This is a genomic window from Segatella copri (assembly GCF_003465495.1).
In the GTDB taxonomy this organism is placed as follows: Bacteria; Bacteroidota; Bacteroidia; order Bacteroidales; family Bacteroidaceae; genus Prevotella; species Prevotella copri_G.
This window is the reverse complement of the sequence record NZ_QSAV01000032.1, coordinates 14,159-38,021: the sequence shown is the minus strand read 5'-3', so window position 1 is coordinate 38,021 and position 23,863 is coordinate 14,159. Positions and strand designations below refer to the sequence as shown.

Sequence of the window (23,863 nt, the reverse complement as noted above, 5' to 3'; positions counted from 1 at the left end):
AAACAAACACAAACGATTATACGAAAAAAATACGCAAGTTTTCATCTGAAAACTTGCGTATCTAAAAGAGAAAAGAAATTTATTACTTGATAACGTACTTCTTGCCACTGCAAACATAGACACCTGGAGCGAGGATGTACTCAGCATCTGCCATGCTACCTACCTCGGCTACCTTCACACCATTGATAGAGTAAATCTTCAACTTAGCAGGAGCCTTCTTGCTACCTACCTGGTTGATGCCTGTTGAGATAGACTCATTGGTCTTACCGTCACGGTTATAGACTGCACCGTTTACGAAATCGAAATTACCAGTCTGGTTGTTACCATTTCCATTATTGTTGAAGATAATCTTGGCAGGAAGTTCTGTCTTATCACCATCATACTTCCACATCCAAATATCCAAACCGTTCTTCTTCTCACCAGTCTTGGTACAAGCTACACCAGGCCATCCGCCAGTATATTCGCCACTACCATCAGTCCAAACATAAGCGTGAACATCAGTCCAGTCTGAAGGAGCGAGGAAGTAAGCGAAGATACCAGTTGGAGCAGGAATAACAACCTCAGCCTTCTTGTTGAAGGTAGCAGTACCAGTCTTAGCCTTATCCTCTGCATTAGTTGCGCTCCAAGTTACAGTCTTGCTCTCGCCTTCCATCATGTCAGCACCGAGAGTGAAGGTAACTGGCTTACCAGGAGTAAGAGCTACCTGCTCACCATTACCAATCTTATACCAACCGCTCTTGGCATTGTCGCTGAGGGTAGCTGTTACAGAAATAGTCTTCTCGAAGTCACCACCATTAGGGCTCAGAGTAACCTTGGCTGTTGTGTTGACAGGAGCATCGAGCGTCTTGACATTTGAACCACCGTCATACTCCAAGTAGATATCGCCTGTGATACCAGTGATATCACTTGACTGCTTGTCATTACCATTATTCAGAACCACATTGAAGCTCTCTACTCCATCGAAAGTCTTGTACCAGTAGTTGACACCACCAATCTCTTCAGGACCATCCATGGTCTTACCGTGCCATGCACCTGTCAACTCCTTTTTTGGAGTACCAGGAACCCAAGCATAGATAGTTGGAGCATTGTCTGCCTTTACATATACGGTGATAGATGCGTTAGGATCCACCTTGGTGAAGGATACAGAACCATTCTTCTCACTCTTGTCGTTCTTAGCATACCATGTTACAGTCTTGGTCTGCTTGAAGTTCATACCTTCACCGATAGTGAATGTCTTGGTCTCGCCAGGAGCCAACTCTACCTTGTCCTGACCTTCTACCTGGAACCAGCCTTCAGTAGCCTTACCGCTAAGACTTACCTCTACAGTAACAGTATTGGTGCGGAAAGTACCACCATTCTGAGAGAACTTCAAACCAAACTCATTAGTCTGTGGCTCAACCCATGTTGTACCATCTTCCTCATGACCATCATAAGCCTGATCAGCCTCTGACTTAGACTTAGGAGCCTCATTATAGATGAAAGGACCATCCTCACCTATCTGACCGCCCTTCCAGTCCTTCACGAGAACACGGAGCTGACCCTGAGTAGCAGGAGCATCAACGGTGATAGTAGAACCAGTGTAAGTCTTGCCTGTTACCACGTCGGTATAAGTACCATCAGGGCAATCTGTGAATGTTGCACCACCATTGATGGCTACGAGTGCATAGCTGTCATTCTTGTAAGCACGCTTGAAGGCGATACCGCCATCAGCAGGAGTACAACCCTCGTCGGTCCACTGACCCTTACGCAAAGCAGGAACAGCCTGACGAATCTTGTTCAGACGGATGAGGTGCTGAGCTACATCATGATTCAAAGTTGCAGCCACATTGCCTGTAGCCTTGTAGTCACCGAAATCCTTGGCTGTTACATCACCTGTGAGGTAACCACCGAAGTAAGCACGACCAGTTTCTGAAAGAGGACCGTGAGGACCTCTGTCAATCGGAGCACCGCGACGGAAACCAACCTCAGAACCATAATAGAGACATGGAATACCACGGAAGGTAAACATCAGAGAGAGATTCTCTGCCCACTGAGCATCATCACCAGAGAAACGGAATTGGTCGTTGGTTTGCTGAGGACCGTAGTCGTGGCTATCAACATATACCACATTATAGGTAGCATCATTATATCTCTTGTCACCTGACTTTGCCAAACCGTATGCGGCGGCAGCATTACCGAAGTTGTAGTGCAATGGGAAGTCGATCACATTGAAACCACTTGCCTGAGAATAGTCTGGCTCATGCCACTTACCATTCACCATAAAGGTATTGTCGCTTGTTGGTGTTGGGGCATTGTCTGACTCACAGAGAGCCATCTGATGATCATCCACACCTGTACCGCCATTGGCTTTATCAAAGAGTACCTGTGTATCCCAGTAAGACTGGCTGCCATCCCATTTGTCGAGCAAGTCCTTTGGAGCCTGCCATGTGTAATAATAGCAAGAGAGGTTATCCTGACCACGGTATGTGACATCACTGTAACGGGCGCAAACCTCACCATACATGAAGAAAGGTGCCTTGTTCAATCGCTTGTCCTCATACTTCTTACCGAGGGCTGTAAACTGAGGAATAAACTGCTTGCAGAATGTCAAACGTGAGATGTGACCGGATGTATCGATACGGAAACCATCCACACCCATCTTGATGAAACTGCCGTAGCACTTTACGAGATAATCTGCTACGTAGTCGTTCTCGGTATTCAGGTCAACACAGTCGCCTGCAATCTGAGCCCACCAGCGGTTAGGAAAGTCCCAGTTGAAGTCACCAAAGTGGTGCCAGTAGTTGTGAACATCCTCGTTCTTACCACGGACGTTCTTCAACAAGCCAAGACGACGCTGATACTGCTCATAAGGGACACTTGTAAGGTAGTCGGAACCCAACTTCTCCTCGTTAGGAATCATACAAGCATTGATGAGTGCCTGAGTTTCCAAGTCGGTATTACGGTCAAACTCCTTGCAGAGTGTCTGCTCACCGAAGTTACCGGTGTGGTTGAGCACGATGTCGAGGATAATCTTGATACCCTTTTCGTGAGCCTTGTCAATGAGTTCCTGGAACATGGCGTCACCGTCCTTGCTACCATCGCTGCTCTGATAACGGCAGTCTACATGCTGGAAATCCATGGCATGATAACCGTGGTAGTCGTAACCGGATGCGTTCTGCACTACTGGTGTAATCCAGATGGCAGTGAAGCCGAGTGCCTTGATGTAGTCGAGCTTGTCGATGACACCCTGGAAGTCGCCTCGCCAGCAAGGGTCTTTTGTTTTGATCTGCTCTGACTGGTTATCCCAGCAGAGCACATTGTTTCCTGTGTCACCATCGTAGAAACGCGTGGTCATCATAAAATAGATACTTTCGTCTCGGAAGTCAGTACGATTGCTAGTAAACGTGTCTGTAGCCATCGTCTGCATGGAGACTAACATGAGCATTAAAACCGCCCATAATTTTGCGGCAAGTTTTTTCATAATGAAATTGTTAAGTTTAAAATTGAATAGTTGAATAATTACACCGCAAAATTACAAACTATTTCTATCCGTCCAACAAGATATTTCACTTTTCTGCTGATATTTTTGTGCAATCGATTTCACAAATATTAAGAAAAAGAGGCTGGATTCTGTAAACCAAATATTTACAAAATCCAGCCCCTTTAAGAGTATATAATTAATATAACGGGCGCGCCAGAAAACAGAAAGAATATTGTACTTTTGGCTTGTCCGAAATCAAATTCAGAGGTTTTCAGCCTCTTGCAACCAGATGGATGAAGCTGCATCACTAGGCATACGCCAGTCGCCACGAGGACTGAGGCTTACGCTACCTACTTTCGGGCCGTCTGGCAGACAGCTGCGCTTGAATTGCTGATTGAAGAAACGGCGCACGAAGGTCTTCAGCCACTTTTTGATAGTCTCCTCATCATAGCTGTCAGGATCATTATCACTGATCTTTACACGCTCCAGTTCGGAATCAATAAATGCCTTCTTTGCCAACATGTAAATCTTGGAAGGACAGAAACCGAAACGCAGGAAATAGTAGAGGAAGAAATCATGCAGTTCGTATGGTCCCACCAAATCTTCCGTCTTCTGCTTGATATTTCCATTCTCATCTGCCGGAATCAACTCTGGACTGATAGGCGTATCGATGATATCACGAAGAGTGATGCGGCTCTGTTCGTCTACCCCACTCTCTGCTACATGATTTACGAGATGTCGGATCAGGGTCTTAGGAATGCTGGCATTCACGCCATACATACTCATGTGGTCACCATTATAGGTAGCCCATCCTAATGCCAACTCTGAAAGGTCGCCGGTACCGATAACCATACCCCCCATCTTATTGGCTAAATCCATCAGGATCTGGGTACGTTCACGAGCCTGGGAATTCTCGTAAGTCACATCATGCACACTGGCATCCTGTCCGATGTCCTCAAAGTGCTGGGTTACAGCCTTGGCGATGCTGATTTCCTTAATGGTAATACCAAGACTCTGCATCAGCGAGATAGCATTATTGTAGGTTCTGTCTGTGGTTCCGAATCCCGGCATGGTGACACCAACAATACCCTTTCGGTTCATTTTGAGTTTATCAAAAGCTTTTACACAAACAAGTAAGGCCAGCGTAGAATCCAAACCGCCGCTAATACCGATTACTACGGTCTTGGCATGGGTATGAACGATACGCTTGGCTAGTCCCATGAGTTGGATATTGAAAATTTCCTCGCAAGAGGCATTCATATCGCTGCTGGTAGGAATAAACGGATGAGGATTCACCTCACGTTCCAACACAAAATCGCGTTCATTCTCGGTTGGTTCGGCTTCGATATTACGGATATTGAACTGACCGCCGAGAACAGAATATTTAATGTTGCGCTGGGCATTTACATAAGTAGAATTCGTACGACGCTCAGAGCGGAGTTTCTCTACATCTATTTGCGAGATAACCATCTGCGGTTCAATAGAGAAACGTTCACTCTGTGAAAGTAAAACTCCATTCTCATAAATCAGGGCATTTCCACCATAAACCACATCCTGCGTACTCTCACCGAATCCGCATGAACTGTAGATATATCCGGTCATGGTACGGGCACTCTGCTGGCTGAGCAGACTCTTCAGATAATGATGTTTTCCGATGAGTTCGTCGCTTGCAGAAAGATTGAAGATCAGGTCTGCTCCTGCTAGCGCCAGTTTGTTGCTAGGAGGAGCCGGAGCCCATACATCTTCGCAGATTTCCACACCAAACTGTACACCATCGAAAGTTTGAAAAATCTGAACATCAGGCGTCAGTTTCACCTTATGTCCGGCATAACGGACTTCGCAATCTCTCAGGTCCTGAGCCGAGGCAAACCAGCGTTTCTCATAAAATTCGCTGTAGTTTGGAAGATATGTCTTCGGTACAATACCGAGAATCTGTCCATGCTGGATAACGATACCACAATTGAGCAACAAGTCGCCCGCTATCACCGGCGCACCCACGATAGAGATGACATCGAGTTTGCGTGTGAAATCGAGCAACATCATCACCGCCTGTTCAGATGATTCAAGAAGCATCTGCTGGCGGAAGAGATCCTGACAGGAATAGCCCGTAATAGAGAGTTCCGGAAATGTAATGATCTCTACACCCTTTCCCTCAGCCAGCGCTATCTGTTCCTCTATCTGCTGGGTATTGAAAATGACATCACCCACCTTTACGGCAGGGATGGCACTGGCTACCTTAATAAATCCGTACTTCATAATAAATTACTTTATTGTTACCTGTGTAGCACCATAGCCATACTCCTGGAAAGAAGCATCCTGATAGGTGCAACTCTTATAGCGATAGTTCAACTCATGAATGAGAGTCTGGCGCAACACACCTTCGCCCTTTCCATGAATAAAGATAATTTTCTGTCCCTTCTTTTTCTTATATTCCTCCATGGTCTTCTTGAAGATATCCATCTGATAATGAAGAATATCTGCAGAATTCATTCCAGCAGTTGTTTCAAGCACTTCATCCGCATGAAGATCTATCACAAGGGTACCATCATCCTTCTTGCTCTTCTTCTTGCTGGTGTTGGCAACAACCTTCTCATCCTTATACATCTGCTCTTTCAGACGCTTGGAATCGATAACCAGCGGACGGGCTATTTCATCGTTCTCTACAATCGTAAAGAGATAGGCTGGAGTCTCGAAGAAATCGTTCTCCTCGAAAAGATGAAGTTTGTAGAATTTCACGGGATCGAGACGGAACTGAACATCTGTTGCCGGCTTCAGGAGGAATGGCTTGTCCTTCTTGTAGGCTATCATCTGGATGGCGATATGCTCCATCTCGTTTAGAGCCTCACGACCGAATTCCTCGATGAAGAGTTTGGTGTTCGGTTCTATTTCTCCCTCTGCTTTCAGAGTCCATGCATTTCCCTCAGCCACGAGATAGGTATAGTGGAGATAGTAGTTGCTGTCATTCACCATATAGGTCTCGAAACGGGTATTGGTTACGTCCTTGATGTTGATAGGTACAAAGGCGAGATAAGCACTGAGTTTGTTGCCACCCGTACGTTCCTCAACCGGTTTCACAAAGGTTATCTCACGGTCGGCAGCATCATATTCCTCTACATCCATATCCACGTCATCGTGATCATTCAAGATGGCCTTGATACTCCGGCTGTCCTGATGCAGTTCGGTATTGGCATGCTCCTCAGCCTTCTGCTGCGCATCCATCTTAGCCGAAATCATCTTGCCCATGGAGTATTCATCCTGCTCCACCACAACCACCTCGTTGATAGGCATCGGAATCTCAAAACCATCCTCATCCTCAACGAGCACAATATTTTTACCTTGGAAGCCGGCAACCTTTCCGCCACCCACTTCGCTCAAGAATCTGACTTTATCTCCTTTTTTCATAATCTATTAATAATTTGTAATTGCAAAGATACAAAAGATATTGCAAAACAGGGCTTATTTTAATATTTTTAATGCTACAGATAAAAATAATCCTGTAAAAGATGCACCATGTTAGATATTTTTCCGTATCTTTGCAAAGAAAAAGAAATAGTAACGAACCCTTTAAACTGAAAAGTTATGATTACATTTCCTTGCGCCAAGATCAATCTTGGTTTAAATATAGTTAGCAAGCGGAAAGATGGATACCACAATCTCGAAACGGTGTTCTACCCTATTCCGCTGACCGATGCACTTGAAATCAAGCTCATGGGCGATGAATTCCCTAGCGATGTTCCTTGTGATCTGAAGATTACAGGTAACGCAGTGGATTGCGACGAACAGAACAATCTCGTTGTAAAGGCTTATAATCTCCTGGCTGCCGACTTCAGGATTCCACGCATCCATGCTCACCTGGTAAAGCGTATTCCTTCGCAGGCTGGTTTGGGTGGCGGTTCTGCCGATGCAGCCTTCATGATCCGTTTGCTTGACGAGCGTTTCCGTCTCAACATCGGTAATCCGGAGATGGAAAGATACGCTGCCAAGCTGGGCGCAGACTGCGCCTACTTCATTTCTGCTGACCCCGAAGATGGTGACACTGCTTGCTATGCAGAAGGCATCGGCGAAGAACTGATGCCGGTAAGTGGTCCTGGCGATAATCTGCGGGGCTATCATTTGGTTGTGGTGAAGCGCGATGACATTGCCGTCAGCACCAAAGAGGCTTATGCAGCCATCACCCCACAGGCACCAGCCAAATGTTGCCGCGACATTGTACGCCAGCCTATCGAGACTTGGAAAGAGGAACTTGTCAACGATTTTGAGGCACCTATCTTCAAGATGCACCCGGAACTGGCAGAAATCAAACAGAAGCTGTACAACCTGGGTGCCGTATATGCAGCGATGAGTGGTAGCGGAAGTGCCATCTTCGGTATCTTCAAGCATAAACCTGCAAATATAGAGGAACAGTTCGAAGGAATGTTCTGTAAAATATTGAAACTTTAATTTAGTTAATAATTTACTCTAAATATAATGAACGAAGAAACACATCAGAAACTGATGACTATCAAGCGAAGCTTCCGCTTGCTGATGAACGGTCCGGGATCGCAATCTATGCGCGATAAGGGACTGGGATATAAACTGAATTGGGGCGTACCATTCTATGAACTGAAAAAGATGGCTGAGGAATATGGCAAAGACTATGACCTCGCCATCGAACTGTGGAAGGAAGATATCCGGGAGTGCAAGATTCTGGCTACACTCATCATGCCTGCCGATAAGATGCTTCCGGAAATCACAGATTTATGGATGGAACAGGTACAGAGTCAGGAGATGGCAGAGATGCTTGCCTTCAACCTTTTGCAGCACGTAGATTACGCGCCTGTCATCGCCTACCAGTGGATAGCAAGTGATAAGCCGCTCTATGAGATTGCCGGTTTCCAGCTCCTTGCCCGTCTCTTTGCCAATGGGAAAGAGCCTAACGAGCGTGGCATCAACGAATTCCTGGATCAGGCTGCCACAGCATTGCAGGGTGACAACATGGGAATAAAACATGCTGCCTCTAATGCGGTTCTCCGTTTCTGCGATTTCGGTGAAGATTTCGAACAAATCGCAAGAGGCGCTCTCAAGGGTATCTACGAGATTTAACGCTTCTGCAGAAGCGGTCAGAAACAGGCCACGGCCCTTCTAAAAATACGTCCCGACGTAGCATTTGCTGCGTCCCGACATACAAAAAAATACGTCCCGATGCAGCAAATGCTACGTCGGGACGTATTTTTATGGCTAATTTCAGCGTTACATGAAATACTTCTGGTATTCGTTTTCGAAGTTCGGAGTGAAAACACCCTTGCCGATATTTTCGCTGATTTCATCCTTGGTCCAGAATCTGCCACCGGCCAATTCTTCCTGGCTCGGTTTCACCTCGCCATCATATACACAGCGATGTACATAAACCAGTTCCTTTTCCCGCTGACTCTCAAAGACATAATGTCCAAGAGATTCCGGTTCAAAATCGGTGATACCCAATTCTTCCCTTACCTCGCGATGCAAAGCCTGACTCACACTTTCGCCTAAATCAACATGACCGCCGCAGGCTGTATCCCATTTATCCGGCTGGATATCCTTCCAGGCTGGACGATGCTGAAGATACAGATCACCCCGGCAGTTGAATACATGCAGATGAACTACCGGATGCAAGATCTTGCTTCCGTCATGGGCATGGCCGCGGGTTACTGCACCCAGAATATTACCCATTTCATCTACTATTGGAAATTCCTCGTTCTTATTATCTATCATCGTTTCTCTTATTACAAAGTTCCGTATTCATCAGAGTAGCGCAACATCTGGTCGACATAGCTCTCCTCGTAATCCAATACCACGTCTGTAATTTCGCCTTCTTCATCCATCTCCAGCGTCATCTTCGGATTGATGAATCCCTTGTATGGAGCGAGATTCAGTTTCTTATATCTTGCCAGTATCTCGCGATGCAATTCCGGATCAATATTCACGGCATACTTCTCTACCAACAGGCGGGCAGCCTCGAAATCACCCTCACTCTTGATGCGCTGAATTTCAGCAAGCAACTCGCCGAAGAGATGGCGTAGTTTGGCATAATCATTAATCTTCACATAAGTCTTCGTCGTAATGATATTGCCCTCACTGTCCTTCAAAGCATCCTCGGCAGAAGCATAGTTCATATCCATCTTCACCAGTTCCACAGCACCCTCGGCATGTTCCATCACCCACCAGGCTATCAGCGCACGGTTGCGCATGTGGGCTTCCTCTATCTTGTCGCCTTCCTTGATGCGGATAGTCTGGGTGAGCAGACCGTTCATCAGATAACCGTAATACTGAGCCTTGTATGCCTCATCATTCGGAGTCAGACCCAGTTCTACCAATTTATGGTCGGCTACATAATAGAGTCCGAAAAGATCGGCTCTCGCCTCTTCTATCGTACTGCCATACGCCTTCAGTGCATCAGGGTCGGTACCAGGCAAGAGCTGTCCGCTACCATGTCCCAGACACTCATGCAGGTCGGTATGCAGATCATCTGTAATATCTTCGTACTGATTCATCAGACTGATGGTATCCTCGTCGATAACGAATTCATCACGGAAACCATTGCCTTGAGCAGCCTTGTTATATGCCTCGGTCAGGTTACCGATGGTCACACTCTTAGAACCATATTCCTGACGGATCCAGTTGGCATTCGGAAGATTGATGCCGATGGCAGAAGCTGGATATTCCTCGCCACCCAACATCGCCGCACAGATGACATTGGCTGTAACACCCTTCACCTCCGGCTTGCGGAAACGTGGGTCTACAGGTGAATGGTCCTCAAACCACTGGGCATTCTGACTGATGGTCTGGGTGCGCTTCGTAGCTTCAAGATCCTTATATTCTACGATGCCTTCCCAAGTACCTTTCAGTCCGAGCGGATCGCCATACACTTCGATAAATCCGTTGATGAAATCAATCATTCCCTCGTGCTGCTGCACCCAGGCGATGCTGTAACGGTCGAAATCCTTGAGATCGCCTGTTCGGTAATACTTCACCAGGAGATCGATGAGATGTTTCTGTTCCTCATTTTCTGCATATTTCTGAGCACGGAGCAACCAGGAAACAATCTCCTTGATAGCTGCGCCATAGAGGCCGTCTTCTGTCCATTTCAGCTCCACCAGTTCACCATTACGCTTGGTCAGTTTAGAGTTCAGTCCATACGAAGGTGCCTGTTCGTTGCCATCTTCCTTCATCCTGGCATAGAAACGTTCTACTTCTGCCTGAGAAACATTCTCATAGAAATTGCAGGCTGAAGTCTGTACCAGATCCTCTCCATCCGTCTGATTCACGCGCTTAGGCATAACTTCCGGATTGAAGATGACAGGCACCAGAATGCCCAACAGGTCTTCCTTGCTCTGACCTTTGGAAAGAGGCAGGTATTCATCGGCTACAGCCCCAACCATCTCATAGAAAGATTCCTCTGAAAATCCTGGCACAAACTTTTCACATCCATAGTGATGATGGATGCCGCTGGCAAACCAGACACGCTTCAGGTAAACTTCGAAAGCCTTGAAATCTTCGCTTTCGCGATTACCCTCGTAATGAAGGTATACAGCCTCCAGGGTTTTACGGATGCGCAGGTTGTATTTGCCCTGCTGGTCGAAGGTGATATCACGTCCCAAGAGGGTTGCCTTCGACAAGCAATAAATATAAATTTTCTGTGTGAGCGACAGGTTTTCGAAACCCTTCAGCTCATAACGGAGCATCTGGATATCGGCAAATCGCTCTTGAGTGTTTACATTACATTTTGCCATTTTTATCTGTATTTACCATGCAAAAGTAATACATTTTTTCCACATACCAAACTTTTCCTCCTGTTTTTCGCTCTTTGCAAAGTTTTTTACTTGAAATATGCACTTTTTCTTGGAGAAAACTTTTATTTATGCAGATTATTCATTACCTTTGCATGAAAAACAAAACAAAAACATGCCGGTAAAGGCAGAAAACATAAAACGGCAATCATGCAGATAAACGAGATATTAAAAAGCTATTTTGGATACGATTCCTTCCGCCCCAACCAGGAGGCGATTATCAGAGAGGTAATGCAGGGACACGACTGTCTGGTTCTCATGCCGACTGGTGGTGGAAAGAGTCTGTGCTACCAGGTTCCCGCATTAGCGATGGAAGGTACTGCTGTGGTCATTTCACCGCTCATCAGTCTGATGCACGACCAGGTGGAGGCGCTCAAGGCAAACGGTATCCCGGCTGAGGCACTGAACAGCGGAAACGACACGACCGATGAACTCATCATCCGCCGCCGATGCGAGAAGGGAGAACTGAAACTTCTTTATGTTTCGCCCGAAAAACTCATCAGCGAGATACCTTATTTATTCAGCAACATCAAGATTTCGCTCTTTGCCGTTGACGAGGCCCACTGCATCAGCCAGTGGGGACACGATTTCCGTCCAGAGTATTCGCAACTCGGTATGCTGCACGAGAATTTCCGCAATGTCCCGGTGATGGCGCTCACAGCCACAGCCGACAAGATAACGCGCGAAGATATCATACGCCAGCTTCATCTCAATGGGCAGACGTTCGTAAGCAGTTTCGACCGCCCCAACCTCTCCCTCACCGTAAGACAGGAGAGCACCAAAAAGGCAAAGCTCCAATACATCACCCGCTTCATCAGTAATCATCCGGAAGAAGCAGGCATCATCTACTGTCTCTCCCGCAAGAACACCGAAATGGTAGCTCAGGAACTTATCGATCTGGGTATCAATGCCGCAGCCTATCATGCCGGAATGACTGCCCAGACCAGAGCATCAGTACAGGAGCGGTTCAAGATGGACCAGATTCAGGTGGTATGTGCTACCATCGCTTTTGGAATGGGCATCGACAAGAGCAATGTGCGCTGGGTAATCCACTATAATATGCCTAAAAGCATAGAGAGTTTCTATCAGGAAATAGGTAGAGCCGGAAGAGATGGAGCACCATCAGATACCGTGTTGTTCTATTCGATAGCCGACATCATCACCCTCCGTTCTTTCTGTGAAGAAAGCGGACAGCGTGATGTGAACATGGAAAAGCTGCGCCGCATGGAGGAATATGCCGAATCGAGAGTATGCCGACGACGCATTCTGCTGAATTATTTTGGCGAGACATCATCCTGCAACTGCGGCAACTGTGATGTTTGCAAGAATCCTCCACGCACCTTCGACGGCACCATCAGAGCCCAGAAAGCCCTGAGTGCCGTGGTCCGTTCGGGTGAGCATATTGCAGTAGGTACCTGCATCGAGATTCTGAGAGGCATGCATTCTTCTGCAGTTGTGAAAAACAAATACAACGAGATGAAAACCTTCGGTGTGGGCAGGGATACAACATCTAAGGACTGGAATGCTTATCTGCTGCAGATGCTGCAGATGGGATTCTTCGAGATTGCCTACAACAACCACAACTACATGAAGGTTACCGATTTAGGTTGGAAGGTACTGAAGGGAGAACATCATGTTTCGCTGGCTTATATCGAAGAAGATGATAAAGCCACCCGCCCACAGAAAACGGTACGCAACAGAAAGGGCGTCATCGCCCAGCCTGGAAATCTCATTCCTGAGGTGCATGCCGAACGTGTCATCTTCCAGGAAGACTCGAAAGGCGTGGAAGACAAAGGGCTCTTTGAACACCTCAGAAAGATACGCAAGAACCTTGCCGACGAACAGGGTTATCCTCCATATATCGTACTCAGCGACAAGAGCCTTCATGAACTCGCAAGAATGAAACCTACCACCAAGAATGCCATGAGCCTGATCAGTGGTATCGGAGAATTCAAGCTCAATAAATATGGCGATACCTTCATCAAGGCTATCAGGAAATATACAGGACTATAAGATCTTGTCATCCTATCTTCCATTCCAGACAGTTCACCTCGTCCTTCACCGAGAAGTTCAAGCCTATCTTCACCACCTTCTTGCCGCTCATTTTGAAGGCGTCGACATAGTGCTTTGCCTCAATCTGGGCGAGAGCCTCCTCGGCACTCTTGTTGAACTTCAGTTCCATCACGTAGATGGTATCTGCCGTTTCCATCGTGATATCGATTCTGCCCTTTGCCGTATGCGGTTCCACATGGATGCTATAGTTGGTGAGCAGGGCAAACATGATGTAGAGCGTCTGCTGCCAATGCCCCTCGTAGTTAGTATTGTCACAGTAAGGCACCGTCTCCAGGAAGTCGTTCAGCAGGCAGAAGGCAGCATCCATATCCCCCTTCTTTACCAATACCGACATCTTGGCGATGGTCGTGTTAGCCTTCGCAGACTTGTCCATCAGATAATGAGGCAAGAGACTACCATACAGCCCCACCCTAATCTCCTGGTTAGGCAATGCCAACTGATACAACTTTGTCGGTTTGTCATATCCCTTGATGGTGACATACCCGCTCTGATAGAGCAAAGGTACGATAGTGGTCATCGTTTCTGTAGGGGCATCAAAGTCCTTCTTGCCCACCTCTATGGTTTCGCCAAGGTCAGCAGGCAAGAATTCATATTTTCTCATCATATTGATGAGATAAGTAGGAGTGCCCGAGCCGAACCAGTAATCATCCATTTCCTGCTTGGCGAAGCAATTCAGCAAGCTGTAAGGATTGAAGACATCAGGCGATGGCCAAGTGAAGTGATAACCATCATAATGGTCTTTCAGCTCCTGGATGGTCTCCTCCCTGCTCAGTTCCAGATGCTCGGCAAGAGCATCGATATCATCGCTCATCTGTGTAAGCATTTCCTCCTTGGTGATACCGCAGATGCCGGCGTATGGCTCGTCCATACTGACATTCGTGATGTTATTCAGCTCGCTGAAGATGCTCAACTGCGAAAACTTCGTGATGCCCGTCAGGAAGACAAATCGGAGCAATGGCTCGCAATCTTTCAAGGGACTGTAGAAATTGCGCATCGTATTGCGCAAAACATCGAGTTTTTCCTTCTCATGAGCCACATCCAGAAGCGGTGCATCATATTCATCGATGAGCACCACCGCCTGCTTGCCAGACTTTGTTGTAACAGTTTTTATCAAGTTGAGCAAACGAACGTTTGGGTCTGGAGAATCACAATCCACTCCAAACCTATCCTCATTTTCCTTCAATATATATAAGAGGTATCGATCCAGCTGTTCCTTCTCCATATGTTTGCCTCCAGCCAGGCTGAAGTGCAGCACGGGATATTCATTCCACTCTTTCTCCAGCTCCTCAATGGCAAGCCCCTTGAACAGTTCCTTCTTTCCTTCGAAATAACTTTGGAAGGTAGAAACCAGCAGCGACTTGCCGAAACGGCGTGGACGACTCAAGAAGAAATACGTTCCATCCGTATGAGTCATACGATAGATGTATTCCGTCTTGTCCACATAGAACTTATCCTCCTTGCGGATACGTTCAAATGTCTGAATTCCTATAGGATATAATTTTCTTGCCATAATCAAACGCTGTCTAATGAATTGCAAATATACATCAATTCTCCCAAACAACCAAGCATTTCTACGATTTTAACAAAAAAACATTCCCGACCCAAAGATTCCTTTTTGAATCTCCGAGCCGGGAATATCTTGTATTTATATATAGAGAGAGAGGATTAAAGTTCATCTAAATTAAAATCTGGATAATCCTCTGCGTAAATACTAAAACTTAAGAGATCATCATCTGTCATTTCCTGCTTATGAGACTTCAGTTTCTCCCATACTTCTGAGATGAGACTAGCTATCAGAGTTGCCTCTTCTGCGATGTAAGAATACTTATAATAAGCTTTTGCCCACCATTGAAGACTTTTATAAATCTGTTGCCAAGATTTATTCTCCAACATCTTTGCAAAGTCAGCCTTGCCTTTTACAAAATCGTTGATTGACTGATAAGGCAAATCTTCTGGAGCGAGATAGGCCTTGCAAAACATCTTGGGACTCATTACCACCCACTCCTTTTTTGAGACATTGGAATACCTTTTAGAGAACATCCAACGAATCGCTTGTTGATACAGCAATTCATTAAAAACAAATATTGCCTTGTCAGAAACTAGACAAACAGCAGGATTCAACAGTTCAAGAGTATGCGATACTTTACGATTCAAGCTAGCAGTCTCTAGTCCATCAGTCGATTTATACCCCAACCTCAACTCAACCATTAGCAACTTACCGGTAGTCTTACGGTTATTTTCGTAATCAGCGATGCCTATTACCGCATCCATTGTAGCTTGCTTTTGCCCGCCACAAATCATTGTCTCATAGGTATCCATGTCCAAACATTCTATTCGCTCGTCAAAAAAATTATCTTTATAATCCCTTTTACAAACGTCACTTAGTAGCGCCCCAGCTTTTTCATAAATGGGGTGCGACTCTACACACCCATTATCAAAGATCTGTATCGCCATATTGCTGAATCCTTTCCAATGCTATATTGAACGAATTGAAGATAGGCTCGATGTCACTGCCGAGAGGCTTAAAAGCATATTGAAACCCATCATCATCCACACTCTGAGCTAAATAGAAGTTTGTTTCATCCAAGATTTGTTCCTTTTTGGCTATTGCCTTGATGGCAGCGACAAAGTCAGGATTATGACTCGCCAAGACTATTTTCACTCCCAATGACTTACGGATAAGAATCAATAATCTAGCAAAGACAACAATCCACTGAGGGTGCAAATGAACTTCCGGCTCATCTATCATAAGAACCGTCTTGTCATCCAAATGACCATTCTTTATCAACTGGAAAAGATAGGCAAACGACTTCATACCAGTAGCGATTTTATCCAAAGGAAGCAACAGCTTGCCATCCTTGCGCTCATAATACATTTCTTTATTGCCCAACAAACTGTCAGAAACATTAATTTTTCCATTTAGGATTTCTGATATGCGATACAGCAAACGTATGTTTTGCTTATCATGACAACCATTTTCCTCTAGCATCAATTTTCTTAATCTTTGCCAAAATACATTTTTTAAGAAGTCATCCAAGCCGAAAGCCATTGGAGTGTCTATGTAAATCGCTTTGTCCAGATTAAAGAGAGACCCTAATCTCCCATCAGAGATAATGTTGACCCCTTCCTCTTGCAAGGCGATATTAAAGGGAACCATTTCATCTTCATATAGATATGTATGAAGAAAAGACAAGACATCTGTCAAGGAGCGATCCTCACTTTTATACAATACCTCTTGCTGCATTTTATCTACCTGTAGGCTTATCAACTCTGCAAAAGCTTGAGCATTTCTAGCCTTTTCCTCACCATCCAAATTCTGATTCAAGAAATTGAGAACTCTGTCTTTTCGTTGTTCTTGAACATTCTCTGCATTCAAGAATTTATCTAGTTGTGAGGCAAATTCACCTATAAACAAATGTAGCTTAACCGTGTATTCGTCTATTGAGCCTAATGAGAAATTATCATCGAGTTTTAAATCGTCAATAGATTGCAAAACATTCAGACCATTGTTAACACCTCTATTTAGTCCCCACATTTCCCTGATGGCACGACTGATATTTTGTAACAATGAATTTATTTCTGTTTTATATCCTTTAACCAGATAGGAGTCAAAGTCCGTAGCAATATCTATCATATAATACAACCATCTAGATATAGTACTCTTACCACAGCCATTTGGTCCTGCCAGCACGGTGATACCATCTATCAGAATATCAGCCTCCTTGATAGCATGATAGTCATATATAGAAAAACGATACTTACTCATTTATTCAATTATTTATAATTAGTTTTCGCAAAGGTACAACTATTATATGAAAACACCTAAGATTTCATAGTTTTTAACACGAAAAGCCATCACACTTCCCCCATGCAGCCACGAACTCATCCACCACTCTACAAACGCAAAAATCCCGACCCAGAGATTCATTTTTGAATCTCAGAGCCGGGAATAGCATAGTTTTAAATATAGAGGATTAAATATCCATTTCCGCCCTCCTGGTGTGTAGGATGACATCCAGCACCAGGTGGAACACTATCCATACAGCGATGTCGATGCCCAGGATATACGTGATGTTTACGTGGCCGATCATCAGGAAATTGAGCAGGATGAACATCAGCGAGAGCAGGCAGATAGCCACCATCACCTGTCTCACCCTCAGTCCGCATCTCAGCAGTTTATGGTGGATGTGGCTCTTGTCAGGCAAGAACGGATTCTGCCTGTTTCTCAGTCTGTGACCCACCACTCTCACCACGTCGAGCAGCGGCACCAGCATCGTGGTAAAGGCAAACACCATGTTGTAGTCAGACACCACATGCGAGCTCACATCCACCGTGCTCAGGTGAATCATCAGAAAACTGATGATGTAGCCCAGCGACAGCGAACCCGAATCGCCCATGAAGAGCTTCCTGCCCCTCATGGCATTTCCAAACACGTTGTAGAACCAGAAAGGGATAATCACACCCAGCGCCGTAATGCAGAGCAGGGCAAAGGAAAACAGATGCAGCCAGATGTGCTGCCCCGCCAAAGCCACCAGCGAGATGCCGCAGAGTCCGGAAGCCAGACCGTCGATGCCGTCAATCAGGTTGATGGCATTGGTTACGTACACCACGATGAGCACGGTGAAAGGCATGCCCACCCATGGCGACAACTGATAGATTCCGAAGAGTCCGTCGAGCGACTTAATCCACACGCCCGAAGCCACGAGCAGTGATGCCGCCACGATCTGCACCAGGAACTTCTTCTTGTACCCCACTCCAATCAGGTCGTCGGCAAGTCCCACCAGGAACAGCATCATGCTACCCACCAGCAGCGCCAGGAACTCATAAGGCACCTCCCCGTGCATCGACCCGCTGCTCAGTCCCATCAGATGATATATCAGCACCAGGCCGCCCATGGTAATAAGCATCACAGGGAAGAACGAGAGTCCGCCCAGACGGGGAACCGGCGCATGATGCACCTTTCTCTTATCCGGCATATCAAAGAGTTTCTTCTTATGCGAGATAAGGAGGATGTTAGGCAACACCAGCATGGCGATGGTGACAGACACAACAAGTGCTACCAGCAGGAAAATATAAATTGGTTGAATCATAAAAGTAAATAGTCTAAATTGTTACTTTTTATTGCATTTTCTATAATGTATTATCTATAGCTGCATTATCTATAGTTGCATGAAACGTTTACGCTTCCATTCCTGATAAAGCAGCTTAGGCAGGGTAACCACAATCCAGCCACATCTCTTCAACTGTTTTTTCGGGTCGCAGAAGATGCGGTAAACAAATTCCAGATGAGCATCGAGCATCCATTTCGGCGCACGCTTCTCATCCTGTCCGCTGTAGAACTTAAAGGCAGCCCCCACGGCAATCATCACCCCTCTTTTCAGATAAGGTTTCAGTTTGCTCATAAAGATTTCCTGCTTCGGAGCGCCCAGCGCCACCCAGATGATATCCGCCCCATCCTCGTTCACCATCTTTGCGATGGCAGGATAGTCAAACTCATCCACAGCCTTGAAGGGCAGTTCATAGAAGCTCATGTTCTCTACCTTCGGGTTCATCGCCTTCAGGTTCTCTCTTAACCCGTCGAGTGTTCTCTGGTTGGTACCCATAAAGAACATCCGGTATTTCTGCGAACTGACCAAGTCCTTGAAAATCTGGCTACCGCAGTATTGCGGATACCTTTTACCATACAGCCATTTGATGTAGAGCGGCACATATCCGCTGTCGCAGATAGCAAACATACCGCCATTTACAATCTTTAAGTAGTCTGGCTTTCTATTAGCGTTGTTCAGGATTACTCCATCCGCCACGCAGATATAGTCAGACTCGTTTTTTGATAATTGTTCATCGATTCTTCGCCCTACTTCCCGAGGCGAGAATTCGTAGTTGATATTAAAGTATTTCTCCATAAAATATTACTTTCTTTCTCTATATATCACTAAGTAGTTTTTTACTTCAGAGCCTTTTTCAAGCAGAATTCCATTCGTTTTTCAAAAGCCTCCAAAGTAAAATCACGTTTAAATCTCATCCATCCATTCTCTCCCATATTCTTTCTTAAATCAGCATCTTTCAATAGTTTTTCAATGCTGTTGGCAAGCGCTGTCGGATTATTCCTTTCCACCAGATAGCCGTTTTCGCCATGACGGATGATACTGCTGATACCACCTTCCGTTGTCGAGATACAAGGAAGATGCATTTGCATGGCTTCCAGCAAAACCAGCGGGAAACATTCATTATAATAATAGGTAGGAAAAACGAAAATATCGGAACACCGATAGAGATATTCCTTTTCCTTCCCATATCTCTTTCCCAGATATTTCACCTCTTGTTGCAATCCTCTTTTCTGAACCTCCCCAAGGAAATGCTGAGCATCAATCTCATTGGTCTCTGCTCCCACAAAATTGCACACAAAACCAATATTCTTATCTTTGAGCAACTTCAAGGCATCAAGAAGTACGATAACTCCCTTTGTGATTAAGAGATTTGATAAGAATAAGATTCTTGGTGTAGGATTATTTCTGATGATTTTCTCAGACCTATCAGAAGTATCCGGAATACCATTTTCACAAATCAAGACGTCTTCACGTTTCACGTATTTCTTCACATCCTCATATAAGGCATCAGCCAACAGGATAACCTTGATTCCTTTGAAGAATCTGCGATACATCCAGTCATCCAGCTTCTTGTCCTGTCGGGTTACGACACCCTTATTATGATAATGTACCACCACCTTTCTTCCCATCAGTTTCAGAAGCTGCACCACGAGAAAGTCCTTATAGAAGGCAACGCCACAAGCCGTAGGGGTAACATATACAAGCTGTGGTCTAAAGGTAATCACCATTAGCACTACCTTGCACAAGAGCATCAAATACTTGATATACTTCATCACTCCTCCCTTACCAATATCCTGCAAGGTTTTGGCAGAAGTAAGATTGATATACTTACACTCGAATGCCTCATTGATAACACGGCTATCATGAATATACTTTCCCATCATAGCCGCACCATGTACGGGTGGCGGCAGGTGTAGGACAAAAAGAATTCTTTGTTTATTCATAGGTAAAATATTATGCTAATCGCATATCTTGAAGATATCCTTCAAAAACTATAAATTCTCCATACGAGCATATAAAGATTTAATATGCTCTTCAAAACTGCTAACCATCATATTTTCCTTAACTACCAACTGCATTTTCAAAGGCTTCATACTATAAAAAGCAAGCTTTAACTTTTCGATAAATTTTGTTTCATGATGTGGATCAATGATATATCCATTTTTCCCATCCTTTACAAGGCAGTTACTTCCTGCATCCTTGCTGATCAATACTTTGCATCCAGCAACTAAAGCTTCATTGGTAACAGCGCCAAAAGGTTCTTTGTAACTTGGCAACGTAAAGACTTGACCTACATTATACCAAGCATATAACTCATCGCCTTCTAAACGCCCCGTAAAAATAACAGCAGGATTACCTGCTGCAATTTTCTCTAGTTTTTCTTTTTCTGGTCCATCACCAACGATCACAAATACGGTATTATCTAAGTTAGCTTTTATGAATGCACGTAAAGCAAACTCCACATTCTTTAAAGCAACCAATCGACCAACAAATAACAAAACCTTTTTGCCTTCAAGCTGATATTTACTCACATAATTTTGACTAATCGGAAGTACACGCTCTAATCTTTTCTTGGCAATCACATCATTACAGATAATCGGGAAATATATTCCCTTCTGATATTTTTGCTGATTATAAGCTGCAACTCTAGGCTCAACATTGATCACATCATCAACTAAAGGCATCATTGCCTTTACAGCCCTAGCATGCCTCTTAGTAAATTGATTGTTATTTACAAGCATATCATAGCTATCATCATTGATTATGACGATTTTATAATGACTTTTTTTTACAAACTTATGTAAGATGATTATAATAGTCGAGATTCCGAATTCAGATCCTAAAACAATATCAGGATGGGAAGAATTTAATTTCTTCCAGATTTCCTTCATCCATTTCAAGAATCCCATTTCTTCTTTCACTATATAACTAGGCTTAAAATCAAATTGCTCTTCTATTTTTCTATAATCAAAAGTCTGATCCTTCAAATTACGCCAAAATAAGCAGATTTGTGAATTGTAATGCTTAGCTAACGAATTAAACAAGTCTATACGATATGGGGCTATAATCGGATGGAAGATTATAAGTTTCTTTTTCATAACAACGCTATATATTTTTTAAAAAGCTCAAAGAACCATCTCGCAAATTCGCCAATAATCTATCTACATGTTGATAGTCTATTTGTGCACCTAAAGCTTTATACATATCCTTATTAGTAGTAGAAACAAATAAATACTGAAGACCAAGATAATTCAAAAGCGTTGAGATTCTGTCACTACCACCACTTTTATTATTGAGAACAACAAACTGTTTATGAAATAATATAGAAAAGACAGTTGCGTGAAAAGAATTAGTAATAACATACTTTGCATCACGTATATAGCCTAACCATTCTTCAACAGTATAATGACCCTGAACTAAAGATTTATGACTCCACAAATCAACAAAGCCAATATTTTCTTCTTGTGCTATATTTTTAGCAGCAACATTTTGATCTTTGTTTTCACCAAGTATATATGCTACAACCTTAGGTTCTTTTACACGACAACCTTTATTCAACAATTTCTCTTCATAGAACCTAGCATCCCATAATAACGTTGGATCTAGAACGAGTTCAGCATCAACATCAAATACCTTTTTACATATTTCAATTCCTGTTTTTTCTCGAACTGAAATCTTGTCAAACTGTTGCATTAGCTGTTTTGCCTTTGAAGTAAATGCCTCATTTAAGGACCATTCTGAAAGTCCAAAAGAAGCTGCATAGGATATTCGTTTACAACTTCCTGAAACAAAATCAAGGAAATAGTTGTGCCCCATAAAGGATTCTCTCCATACCTGATCACTACCAACAATAACAGCATCAAAATGTAAAGATGGGAAAGTTGCTATCAATTGTTTTGTAGATGTACAGAGTGGTGTTTTAGGAGCCAAAAACTCCTTATTAAATTTCAAGAATCTATACCAAGAAAAGTAATGCTTATAAGAATAACTATGATACAAGCGTCGCCAACCAGAAAATGTACGAATTTTGTCTATTATGTAAGCATCATGTCCCATTTCTTTTAACTTGCTCAATAATGCATAAGCCTGTAAAACAGCACCATAATTATTTGCCCAATGATAAGTTAATATGCCTACTTTCATCGCTTATAATATTTTATTAAGTGAATAATTCTCATTAAACCAACAACTTCTAATAAGTTATATATTTCTTTATAGACCCGTTGTTTAAAACTTGGTTTACATAAACTATCAATTAAAGAAGAAAATTCTTTATTCTGACCTGCAAAGAATATTTCTCTTTTTGTCTTATCTATTTTTGCAGAATGATTTATGGATGGATTTCGTAAAGTTATAACATCATAAGGAACCTCTATCGTATCACTATCTGTCTTACTAAAGAGCTCTTTACCTTTTTTACTTTGAACTATCACACAAGAAACACCTTTGTCATCGTCCCATTTCCTATTATACGTATGAATGTTCCAAAAATCCCCGATTGTTATATCTGCACCAGAGCGCAAGCCCTTAAAATTACACCCATAGCAACAAGGCCGTAAATATAAATCATTAAAGAAGCCGTCTAAATATTTGCATTCATTAAGCACATAGGAGAAAGAAACAGTATTTTTTTTGCCATCAGCCGAGGCTTCGGCAAAGAGGAGAGAAAAACAGTATTTTTTCCAACCTTTCCGTTTGTCTCTAAAAAATACATTATCTAATTCTACCCCATCAGGAAAATAAATTTCCCTTTGGGGAATAGAAAGAATAGAGGAGTGAAAAACAGAATTTTTGCTGCTCTTACGAGCAGCGTAATAATAAATTTGCTCTTGAAGATACCATCTTAAAACACCAGGCGAAGGAACTCCATGACAAACGAAATCTAGGGTAATAAGATTCTCATAATCTTTCCTTAAAAACGTTTTCAAGCCAGCAATTTGACAAGGGGTTCCAGAAAAAAGGACTAAACGTCCATTTTTCAGAAAAGTTTTCACTTGCTCATATGCATTTCCTATCTTACTCTGTACATATTTAGACCCTCTAAGAGAGTTTAAGCCTTCCAATGTTTCTGTGTAACAATGAACAACCTCCCACTTTTTATTAAAAGCAGCTCCAAAAACGACCCCATCATTTTCTATAATTTTTTGAGCCAACAAAGAAAAGATTCCTCCACTAGAACTCTCTTTTCTGATTTGCTCATCAGGACTTTTAGCAGCATAGCATGATATAGGATATTGACCTGATGAAATATTCAATACAGGACATACCTTTTCACACAAATGGCACTCAACACATAGGTTTGTATCTACAGAAGGATAAAGAAAGCCTTCATTATCCTCAGACATTGATATACACTGTTTAGGACAACTTTGAGCACAAGAATTACACCCACAACATTTTTTTCCGATATCAATCAT

At 43.7% G+C, this 23,863-nt stretch carries 17 protein-coding genes; 3 read left to right on the top strand and 14 right to left on the bottom strand.

The genetic code is table 11. From position 1 onward, the window contains the following. Positions 1-82: 82 nt before the first annotated feature. The 3 genes from DWV53_RS10335 to DWV53_RS10325 all read right to left on the bottom strand — a co-directional run bounded on the left by DWV53_RS10335 (position 83) and on the right by DWV53_RS10325 (position 6,862). Positions 83-3,397 carry an alpha-amylase family glycosyl hydrolase gene (locus tag DWV53_RS10335; RefSeq protein ID WP_147468773.1) on the bottom strand — a complete coding sequence of 1,105 codons (3,315 nt, stop codon included), beginning with the start codon at positions 3,395-3,397 and terminating at the stop codon, positions 83-85. Positions 3,398-3,721: 324 nt separating this feature from the next. Next, positions 3,722-5,716 (bottom strand): NAD(+) synthase, encoded by a 1,995-nt coding sequence (locus tag DWV53_RS10330; RefSeq protein WP_118153486.1) that lies wholly within the window; start codon positions 5,714-5,716, stop codon positions 3,722-3,724. 6 nt (positions 5,717-5,722) lie between these two features. Continuing rightward, positions 5,723-6,862: a DUF2027 domain-containing protein gene (locus DWV53_RS10325; RefSeq protein ID WP_118141458.1), complete on the bottom strand. Its 1,140-nt coding sequence runs from the start codon at positions 6,860-6,862 to the stop codon at positions 5,723-5,725. A 177-nt stretch (positions 6,863-7,039) separates the two neighbouring features. On the opposite strand from DWV53_RS10325, the gene ispE reads away from it, so the two are divergent. After that, positions 7,040-7,900 (top strand): 4-(cytidine 5'-diphospho)-2-C-methyl-D-erythritol kinase, encoded by an 861-nt coding sequence (gene ispE / locus DWV53_RS10320; protein ID WP_118153483.1) that lies wholly within the window; start codon positions 7,040-7,042, stop codon positions 7,898-7,900. Positions 7,901-7,927: 27 nt separating this feature from the next. Continuing rightward, complete coding sequence (locus tag DWV53_RS10315) at positions 7,928-8,542, top strand: DNA alkylation repair protein (RefSeq protein ID WP_118066560.1); 615 nt, start codon at positions 7,928-7,930, stop codon at positions 8,540-8,542. Between the two features lie 147 nt (positions 8,543-8,689). Here the strand turns inward: DWV53_RS10315 and DWV53_RS10310 are convergent, their stop codons facing one another. Further along, positions 8,690-9,190, bottom strand: a complete 501-nt coding sequence (locus tag DWV53_RS10310; RefSeq protein ID WP_118153480.1) for an NUDIX hydrolase — start codon at positions 9,188-9,190, stop codon at positions 8,690-8,692. Between the two features lie 11 nt (positions 9,191-9,201). Beyond that, positions 9,202-11,208, bottom strand: a complete 2,007-nt coding sequence (locus DWV53_RS10305; protein ID WP_118153477.1) for a dipeptidyl-peptidase 3 family protein — start codon at positions 11,206-11,208, stop codon at positions 9,202-9,204. A 207-nt stretch (positions 11,209-11,415) separates the two neighbouring features. On the opposite strand from DWV53_RS10305, the gene recQ reads away from it, so the two are divergent. Next, positions 11,416-13,278 carry a DNA helicase RecQ gene (gene recQ, locus DWV53_RS10300; protein ID WP_118153474.1) on the top strand — a complete coding sequence of 621 codons (1,863 nt, stop codon included), beginning with the start codon at positions 11,416-11,418 and terminating at the stop codon, positions 13,276-13,278. Between the two features lie 7 nt (positions 13,279-13,285). On the opposite strand, the gene DWV53_RS10295 is transcribed toward recQ, so the two are convergent. From DWV53_RS10295 to DWV53_RS10255, 9 genes are all read right to left on the bottom strand, one after another. Continuing rightward, a complete protein-coding gene (locus tag DWV53_RS10295; protein ID WP_118153471.1) occupies positions 13,286-14,848 on the bottom strand; it encodes an ATP-binding protein in 1,563 nt (520 codons plus the stop codon). 155 nt (positions 14,849-15,003) lie between these two features. Next, positions 15,004-15,792: a hypothetical protein gene (locus tag DWV53_RS10290; protein ID WP_118153468.1), complete on the bottom strand. Its 789-nt coding sequence runs from the start codon at positions 15,790-15,792 to the stop codon at positions 15,004-15,006. Further along, complete coding sequence (locus tag DWV53_RS10285; RefSeq protein WP_118153465.1) at positions 15,773-17,104, bottom strand: AAA family ATPase; 1,332 nt, start codon at positions 17,102-17,104, stop codon at positions 15,773-15,775. The genes DWV53_RS10290 and DWV53_RS10285 overlap by 20 nt, the downstream gene beginning before the upstream one ends. Positions 17,105-17,312: 208 nt before the next feature. After that, positions 17,313-18,428: an MraY family glycosyltransferase gene (locus tag DWV53_RS10280; RefSeq protein WP_118153462.1), complete on the bottom strand. Its 1,116-nt coding sequence runs from the start codon at positions 18,426-18,428 to the stop codon at positions 17,313-17,315. A gap of 69 nt (positions 18,429-18,497) precedes the next feature. Beyond that, on the bottom strand, positions 18,498-19,241 hold the full coding sequence (locus DWV53_RS10275) for a WecB/TagA/CpsF family glycosyltransferase (RefSeq protein ID WP_118153459.1): 744 nt from the start codon (positions 19,239-19,241) through the stop codon (positions 18,498-18,500). 41 nt (positions 19,242-19,282) lie between these two features. Beyond that, positions 19,283-20,389, bottom strand: a complete 1,107-nt coding sequence (locus DWV53_RS10270; protein WP_118153456.1) for a glycosyltransferase family 4 protein — start codon at positions 20,387-20,389, stop codon at positions 19,283-19,285. A 48-nt stretch (positions 20,390-20,437) separates the two neighbouring features. Beyond that, complete coding sequence (locus DWV53_RS10265; RefSeq protein WP_118153454.1) at positions 20,438-21,544, bottom strand: glycosyltransferase family 4 protein; 1,107 nt, start codon at positions 21,542-21,544, stop codon at positions 20,438-20,440. A 7-nt stretch (positions 21,545-21,551) separates the two neighbouring features. Continuing rightward, positions 21,552-22,589: a polysaccharide pyruvyl transferase family protein gene (locus DWV53_RS10260; protein ID WP_118153451.1), complete on the bottom strand. Its 1,038-nt coding sequence runs from the start codon at positions 22,587-22,589 to the stop codon at positions 21,552-21,554. Next, the gene (locus DWV53_RS10255) at positions 22,586-23,863 is read right to left on the bottom strand and encodes a Coenzyme F420 hydrogenase/dehydrogenase, beta subunit C-terminal domain (protein ID WP_118153448.1); all 1,278 of its coding nucleotides are present in this window, start codon (positions 23,861-23,863) and stop codon (positions 22,586-22,588) included. The genes DWV53_RS10260 and DWV53_RS10255 overlap by 4 nt, the downstream gene beginning before the upstream one ends.